Genomic DNA, 7,417 nt, shown 5'->3' on the forward strand with positions numbered 1-7,417 from the left:
GATGTGCCGTCCGACGCCGAGACGCGAGAAGAGCAGCAAACGGTGCGTTCAGCCGACGTCGAGGCGCAAGAGGTCGTCGACCGTTTCACGGGCGAGGATCACTCGGGCCTGGCCGCCGGTGACCGCGATGACGGGCGGGCGCGGAACGTGGTTGTAGTTCGAGCCCATGGACCGGCAGTAGGCGCCGGTGCCCGGCACTGCGAGCAGGTCGCCCGGGGCGACGTCGGCGGGTAGGAACTCATCTTTAACAACAATGTCGCCGGCTTCGCAATGTTTTCCCACTACTCGGGCGAGCGCCGGTTTGGCCGAAGAGGACCGTGAGGCGAGCGTGGCCGAGTAGGAGGCGTCGTACAGCGCTGTGCGGATGTTGTCGCTCATGCCGCCGTCGACCGACACGTACAGCCGTGAGGCGCCCTGCTGCGAGAGCGTGACGGGCTTGACGGTGCCGACCTCGTAGAGGGTGAACACGGCCGGGCCGATGAGGGTGCGGCCGGGCTCGATCGACAGGCGCGGGACGCCGATGCCGGCGGCGGCGCATTCGGCCTGGACGATCTTGCCGAGCGCGTCGGCGATGTCCGAGGGCGACTGCGGGTCGTCCTGGCTGGTGTAGGCCATGCCGAAGCCGCCGCCGAGGTCGAGGTCGCCCATGGGCTCGTCGATCTCGCCTTGGAGCCGGGCGAACAGGCGCACCAGCCGCGCGGCCGAGACCTCGAACGCGGAGGTGTCGAAGATCTGGGAGCCGATGTGGGAGTGCAGGCCGGCCAGGTACATGTTCGGGGAGGCGGCGACGCGGCGCGCGGCCTCGTAGGCGTCGCCGCCGGCCAGGGAGAACCCGAACTTCTGGTCCTCGTGGGCCGTGGCGATGTACTCGTGGGTGTGGGCCTCGACGCCGACGTTCACGCGGATCATCACGTGCGGCCGGACGCGCAGCTCGGCGGCGATCGCGGCGATGCGCTCGATCTCGTGGTAGGAGTCGGCGACGATGCGGCCGACGCGCAGCTCGACGGCCCGGCGCAGCTCGGCCGGGGACTTGTTGTTGCCGTGGTAGCCGATGCGCCACGGCTCGACGCCGGCGGCGAGGGCCACGGCCAGTTCGCCGGCGGTGCACACGTCGATCATCAGGCCTTCTTCGGCGACGGCCCGCAGGACGGCCTTGGAGCAGAACGCCTTGGACGCGTAGAACACGTCGGCGTCCCGGAATGCCTCGGCCCAGGCGCGGCAGCGGGAGCGGAAGTCGTCCTCGTCGAAGATGTAGGCCGGGGTGCCGAACTCCTCGGCGAGCTTGTCGACGCTGATGCCGCCGACGTGCAGGACGCCTTCGTCGGAGCGTTCGACGCCCGACGCCCACAGCGGCGGGAGCAGCGCGTTGACGTCGTCGGGCACGCCGAGCCAGGCGGGGCTCAAGGTGGTGAAGTCGCCGTGCATCGCGCCGGCTTCGTGGATCCGCATTACATCCGCTCCGGGGCCGTGACACCGAGCAGGCCGAGGGCGTTGGCGAGGACGACGCGGGTCGCGTCGACCAGCCACAGGCGGGCCCGGCCGGTCTCGGAGATCGATTCGCCGGCGTACGGCAGCACCCGGCAGTCATTGTAGAACCGGTGGTAGGACCCGGCGAGGTCCTCGGCGTAGCGGGCGATCCGGTGCGGCTCGCGCAGCTCGGCGGCCGAGGCGACGACGGACGGGAACTCGGCGAGGGCTTTGAGCAGATCGCCTTCCCGCTGGTGCGACAGCAGCGCGGCGTCGTAGGTGTCGCCCTTGTCGATGCCGAGCTCGGCGGCGTTGCGCAGCACCCCGGAGATGCGGGCGTGCGCGTACTGCACGTAGTAGACCGGGTTGTCGTTGCCGTGCTTGGTCCACAGCTCGATGTCGAGGTCGATCGGCGAGTCGGCCGAGTAGCGGGTGAGCGCGTAGCGGGTCGCGTCGACGCCGATGGCCTCGACGATGTCGTTGAGCGTCACGACGTTGCCGGCGCGCTTGGACATCCGGATCGGCTCGCCGTCGCGCAGCAGGTTCACGAACTGCCCGATGAGGATCTCCAGGGTGCCCGGGTCGTCCCCGAAAGCGCGGCTGATCGCCTGCATTCGACCCACGTAGCCGTGGTGGTCGGCACCGAGCATGAGCACGAGCTTGTCGAAGCCGCGCTCGCGCTTGTTCAGGTAGTAGGCGCAGTCGGCCGCGAAGTAGGTCCACATGCCGTCCCTGCGTTTGAGCACCCGGTCGCGGTCGTCGCCGAACTCGGTGGTCCGCAGCCAGGTGGCGTCGTCGGCCTCGAAGACGTGGCCGAGCTTCGCGAGTCGCTCGACGGCGGCTTCGAGCTCGCCCGCGTCATGGAGCTCCTGCTCGCTGAAGAAGACGTCGAAGTGGGTGCCGAAGTCGGCGAGGGTGCTCCTGATCTCCGCGAGCATGAGCTCGACGCCCGCGTCCCGGAAGACCTTGAGCGGGTCGCCGCCCTCGAGCACGCCGGGGTGCTTCGCGAGCACTTCGGCGGCGATCTCGTCGACGTAGGCGCCGGCGTAGCCGTTCTCGGGGGCCGGCTCGCCTGTGGCGCGGGCCATCAGCGACGCGGCGAAGTTGTCGATCTGCGCCCCGGCGTCGTTGATGTAGTACTCGGAGACGACCTTGGCCCCCGAGGCGCGCATGACGCGGGCGAGGACGTCGCCGATGGCGGCCCAGCGGGTGCCGCCCGCGTGGATCGGGCCGGTCGGGTTCGCCGAGACGAACTCGAGGTTGACGTGCGCGCCCTTCATGGAGTCGTTGTAGCCGTAGGCGGTCCCGGCGGCCACGATCTGCCGGGCGATCTCGCCGGCCGAGGCCGCGTCGAGCGTGATGTTCAAGAAGCCGGGGCCGGCGATGTCGACTCCCGCGACGCCGTCGACGCCGCCGAGCTCGGCGGCGATCTCCTGGGCCAGCGCTCGCGGGTTCGTGCCGACCTTCTTGGCCATCTGGAGCGCGATCGTGGAGGCGTAGTCGCCGTGATCGGGGTTGCGGGGTCGCTCCACGGCCGTCGCGGGGGGCAGAGCGGTGGCGTCGAGGCCGAGGGCGTCGAACGCCGAACGCGTGGCGGACAGCACTTTCTCTGCGAGCGTCTCAGGAGTCACCCCGTAATCGTAGACGCCGGTCTTCGACGCGTGCGAGTGATGAACGCCGTTGTGAACTGCGTGGGTATGCTCCTTTCTGTCCCGGCACCCACTGGAAGGCCACCGGCAATGAACACTGTTCTCATCCGCCTCGCCGCCGTCGCCTGCGTCGCAGCGCTCGCCGCCTCCTGCGGCGAGTCCTCCGACGGAGCGGACGCCGACGACGCCGCGACCGAGCGGGCCGCCGAGGCGGCGGCGCCCGAGGTCGAAGGCGCGCGCAACTTCTACGGCGAACACGGCGACTACGCGACCGTGATCGCGGCGATCCAGGACGGCACGGTCGCCGAGGAGGAACTGGAGCACCCGTGGGTGGTGCGGCAGGACCACGTCGACGCCTCGGGCGACTGGGACGGCGAGCCGCCGAGCTACGAGCTGAGCCCTCCGGCCGGCGGGGACCACCTGAGCGTGTGGCAGACGTGTACCGGCGCGGTCTACGACGGGCCGATCGCCGACGGCAACGCCGTCCACTCCATGGAGCACGGCGCGGTGTGGCTGACCTACGACCCCGAGCTCGTCGACGAGGCCCAGATCGCGTCGCTGGCCGAGAAGATCCAGGGCCGCGACTACAGCCTCATGAGCGCCTACCCGGGCCAGGGCGTCGCGGTCTCGCTCCAGTCGTGGGGGAACCAGTACCAGACCGAGGACGTCGCCGACCCGAAGATCGACCGTTACCTGGACGCCTACATCCTCAATGCGGCGTTCAATCCCGAGGCCAACGCCACCTGCGCGGGAGGGGTGACGACACTCGCGGAGTGAGCCCGCTCCCGCTCCGGCCACCGGCTGGAGTGTTCCGAGCCTCTCTCGCCGACTGCGCTTGAGGAGGACCGGGTAAGGTGGCGTACGCGAGCAAGCATCACTGGGTCTGTTCCCGGCGTTGCCGCCGCGACCATCCCGAAGTCGACGAATAAGGCTCTCCGCGCGAAATGGCATCTAAGAAGCAGAACTCCTCGAAGTCCGCGAAGACCGCTGGCTCGAAATCCGCGAAGAACGCGGGCCGCAAGGGCCGTGCTGTCCAGGTGAAGCAGCCGAAGCCGTGGGGTCTCATCCTCACCTTCGTCGGCGTCGGCGTGGTCGCCCTCGGACTGATCGGCGCCGCGGCGTTCGTCGTCTGGGACCGCAGCCAGCCGCCTGAAGGCATCACCGACTACTACGGCGAGTACGACAACTACCAGGCCGTGTCCGAGGCCCTGTCCGACGGTGACATCACCGAGGACGACCTCGAGCACCCTTGGGTCGTGCAGCAGAACCACGTCGACGCGGCCGAAGGCTGGGACGGCACCAACCCGACCTACGACATCAACCCGCCCGCAGGCGGCAACCACCTCAGCCAGTGGCAGAACTGCGAGGGCACGGTCTACAACGCCCCGATCGTCGACGGCAACGCCGTCCACTCCCTCGAACACGGCGCGGTCTGGCTGACCTACGACCCCGAACTCGTCGACGACGCCGGGATCACCGAGCTGTCGGGCAAGATCTCGGGCCGCAACTACACTCTCATGAGCCCCTACCCGGGCCAGGGCGTCGCGGTCTCGCTCCAGTCGTGGGGTGTGCAGTACCAGACCGACGACGTCACCGACTCCAAGATCGACGAGTTCCTCAACTACTACATCCAGAACAGCGAGAACCTCGCCGAGATGAACGCGACCTGCGCGGGCGGCGTGTCGACCACGACCGCCGACACCGCTGGGGGCGAGACTGAGATGAGTCAAGAGGAAATGGACGCGCTCATCGAGGAGATGGAGAGCGCGAGCGCCGGAGGCGAGGGCTAGGCACTCATGAGTCGTTTGTGGCAGAAACCCGCTGTTCTGGTCGCGATCACGGCGGTCCTGATGCTCGCCGCCGGTTTCGCCGTCGGATGGGCGGCCGCCACATCGGCGCCGGGCAACGACTCGGTCGAGGCCGGCTTCGCCCGCGACATGCAGACGCACCACCAGCAGGCCGTCGACATGGCCATGTACGAATGGCAGGTCGGCGAGGACGAGGCGATGCGCGCGATCGCCTATGACATCGCCACCGCGCAGAGCGCTGAGATCGGGATGATGCGCTCATGGCTGCGCGAGTGGGGCGTCCAGCTCAGCAGCGGCGAGCCGATGGCGTGGGCGGGCGACGAGCACGTGCACGACATGGAGCAGAGCGGGCGGATGGCCGGCATGGCCACCGCCGAAGAGATGGACGCGTTCAAGCAGCTCGAGGGCCGCGAGGCCGACATCATGTTCGCCGAGCTGATGATCAACCACCACATCGGCGGGATCGACATGGCCGAGACCGTGATCGACCTGTCCGACAACGAAGACGTCGTCGACGCCGCCCGGCGCATGGTCAGCGTTCAGCAGGGCGAGATCAGCAACATGGAGGGGCATCTCGACCGCGTCCGCAACGGCAGCGGCGAGGAGTAGGGGCCCGCATGAGCGACGGCTGGGGCCCGAGCTACGGAGACCCGTCGCATCCGACGACGGGAGAGCTGCCGAAGGTCGGCAACGGCGTCCACGGCACCGGCGAGGTCCATACCGTGCAGATCGACACCGCCACCGATCCGAGCCCGCGACACGTCAACTCCGACTCCGCAGACTCCGCCGACTTCGTCCGCGTCGGTGACGGTCAGCGCGGATCGGTCGGCGGCCTGACGGTCCAGATCGACTACGTCCAAGACCCCGAGGCGCGGCGCCCGAAGGGCGACACGCAGCTGCTCCCCCGCATCAAGCCGCGGCCCGTCCCCGAACAGCAGGTGCCGACAGCCGCGAGGCAGCCCGCCCCGTCGACCGCGCGCAACATGCCCGTGCAGCGCCGCCAGCTCGGCCCCGACTGGACCCAGATGCCGCTGCGGCTGCTCGCCGCGGCCGTGGTGACCCTCGCGGTCCTGGGGGCTTCGGCGGCGAGCCTGCTCTCCATCGCGGAGTGGATCAACCCCTGAGCATGGCTCCGCCCGCGTGAGGTGGGAGCTGGCAAGCGTTCAGGGCTGGAAGGAAGCCGAGGTCTTCCGGGTTAAGGAAATCGAGGTCTTCCGGGTTGAAGCTGCGGTGTTCGGGGTGAAATCTGCGGTGTTCGTGGTGGAGCCTGCGGTGTTCGGGGTCGGAAGCTGAGATCGTGTCTGGCGTGGCTCCGGGACTGGCGTAGGGAGGCCTGCAATGGCCGCCGGTGCGCTGGCGGGATCAGTGTTGTGGCTGGCCCGGCTGCGCTATGGCGGCGACAAAAGCTGTGGCAGGTGGATGGTGGAGGCGGTCTGCCGTCGCGGAGGTGGTCGGTGGGCTCGTGCCGGGTCGGATTGAGTTCTGCCGTGAGGCGGGTACGGGGTGGCTGGTGGTCCGGTTCGGGGCCGGGGCATGGAGAAGGGCTCGAACCGGGTGTCCGGTTTCGAGCTGGCCGTGTATGAGGTGCATTCCCCGCCACGGCATTCCGCAGCGGGCGGATTAAGACCGGCGGCGGCCTGTAGTCCGGTGCCGGTGCGGCGCTGACGAGGTCGCGAGTCCGCCTCGGTTCAGTCAGTGGTGTGGAAGTCTCGCATCCCTGTCCCGGCTCCGGTTCGCGTGCCGGTGCTGATGCGGGTCGGGATTCAGATTCAGCCTCGGGTTGGGGTGCGGGTGTGATGAAGCGGGCTCGCACTTTGGCGCGGGCGGCTTTCGCGGCGGCCATGACCTGCTCGGTCTCGGCCTGCTCGGCAACCGCTTCGAGGTCGGGTTTCAGGGTCTCCGACCATTCCTCGGGATACAGGCCGGTCGGGAAGGCGTTCGCGATGTCCTCGGCGAAGTCGGCATCCAAGTCCGCGTCGGTGCGCCAGTCCGAGCACCCGCACTTGAGGTCGGGGTCGGTGTCCTCGTGCCCCTCATGGTGGACGATCAACGCCTTGCCCGGTCCGGTCTTGGTGATCGTCCAGCCGGGGGTGTGGATGCGGCCGTGGTGGAACCGGCACAACAGGATCAGGTTCGCCGCCACTGTCGGCCCACCATTCGCCCAGTGGCGGATGTGGTGGGCCTCGGTCCACTGCACCGGTGCGAGACAGCCGCTCCACGCGCACCCGCCGGGCTGCTCGAGTTCCAGCTTCCTGCGCAGCGCCGAGTTCGGGAGCCGCAGGGCCCGGCCGAGTTCGATCGCTTCGCCGGTGCGGTAGTTGAACACGTTGGGGATGACCAGGCCCTCGCAGGCGAGCAGGCGGGCCTTGCCCAGAGAGATGGGGTCGCCTTCCAAGGTGGCCACGCGTCCGGTGTCTTCCCCGGCGAGGGTCTCGATGTCGACCGACAGGTGCAGGATGGCGGTGTGGCCGTGCCGCTTCGCCGCGTTCGGGT

7 protein-coding genes are annotated in these 7,417 nt (G+C 69.1%); 4 read left to right on the forward strand and 3 right to left on the reverse strand.

Annotation, left to right across the window (positions count from 1 at the left end; translation table 11 throughout):
• Positions 1-48 precede the first annotated feature (48 nt).
• Together lysA and argS are read right to left on the reverse strand one after the other, a co-directional pair.
• Positions 49-1,449, reverse strand: a complete 1,401-nt coding sequence (gene lysA / locus ACYVK3_RS01225; protein WP_460495407.1) for a diaminopimelate decarboxylase family protein — start codon at positions 1,447-1,449, stop codon at positions 49-51.
• Positions 1,449-3,098 (reverse strand): arginine--tRNA ligase, encoded by a 1,650-nt coding sequence (gene argS / locus ACYVK3_RS01230; RefSeq protein WP_460495408.1) that lies wholly within the window; start codon positions 3,096-3,098, stop codon positions 1,449-1,451. The genes lysA and argS overlap by 1 nt, the downstream gene beginning before the upstream one ends.
• 108 nt (positions 3,099-3,206) lie before the next feature.
• On the opposite strand from argS, the gene ACYVK3_RS01235 reads away from it, so the two are divergent.
• The 4 genes from ACYVK3_RS01235 to ACYVK3_RS01250 all read left to right on the forward strand — a co-directional run bounded on the left by ACYVK3_RS01235 (position 3,207) and on the right by ACYVK3_RS01250 (position 6,048).
• Entirely contained in the window at positions 3,207-3,893 is a 687-nt protein-coding gene (locus tag ACYVK3_RS01235) for a DUF3105 domain-containing protein (protein ID WP_460495409.1), read from the forward strand.
• A 167-nt stretch (positions 3,894-4,060) separates the two neighbouring features.
• Complete coding sequence (locus tag ACYVK3_RS01240; protein WP_460495410.1) at positions 4,061-4,906, forward strand: DUF3105 domain-containing protein; 846 nt, start codon at positions 4,061-4,063, stop codon at positions 4,904-4,906.
• Between the two features lie 6 nt (positions 4,907-4,912).
• The gene (locus ACYVK3_RS01245) at positions 4,913-5,533 is read left to right on the forward strand and encodes a DUF305 domain-containing protein (protein ID WP_460495411.1); all 621 of its coding nucleotides are present in this window, start codon (positions 4,913-4,915) and stop codon (positions 5,531-5,533) included.
• Between the two features lie 8 nt (positions 5,534-5,541).
• On the forward strand, positions 5,542-6,048 hold the full coding sequence (locus ACYVK3_RS01250) for a hypothetical protein (protein ID WP_460495412.1): 507 nt from the start codon (positions 5,542-5,544) through the stop codon (positions 6,046-6,048).
• A 71-nt stretch (positions 6,049-6,119) separates the two neighbouring features.
• Here ACYVK3_RS01250 and ACYVK3_RS01255 read toward each other — a convergent pair.
• On the reverse strand, positions 6,120-7,417 hold a 1,298-nt coding region (locus ACYVK3_RS01255), incomplete at its 5' end, for an HNH endonuclease signature motif containing protein (RefSeq protein ID WP_460495414.1).

The sequence above is a fragment of the Glycomyces tarimensis genome, assembly GCF_054776215.1.

What these genes read in the sequence shown, in the direction of transcription:
- ACYVK3_RS01235 (WP_460495409.1), top strand. Translation starts at nt 3,207, where the DNA reads ATGAACACTGTTCTCATCCGCCTCGCCGCCGTCGCCTGCGTCGCAGCG.
- ACYVK3_RS01250 (WP_460495412.1), top strand. Translation starts at nt 5,542, where the DNA reads ATGAGCGACGGCTGGGGCCCGAGCTACGGAGACCCGTCGCATCCGACG.
- ACYVK3_RS01240 (WP_460495410.1), top strand. Translation starts at nt 4,061, where the DNA reads ATGGCATCTAAGAAGCAGAACTCCTCGAAGTCCGCGAAGACCGCTGGC.
- ACYVK3_RS01245 (WP_460495411.1), top strand. Translation starts at nt 4,913, where the DNA reads ATGAGTCGTTTGTGGCAGAAACCCGCTGTTCTGGTCGCGATCACGGCG.
- lysA (WP_460495407.1), bottom strand. Translation starts at nt 1,449, where the DNA reads ATGCGGATCCACGAAGCCGGCGCGATGCACGGCGACTTCACCACCTTG.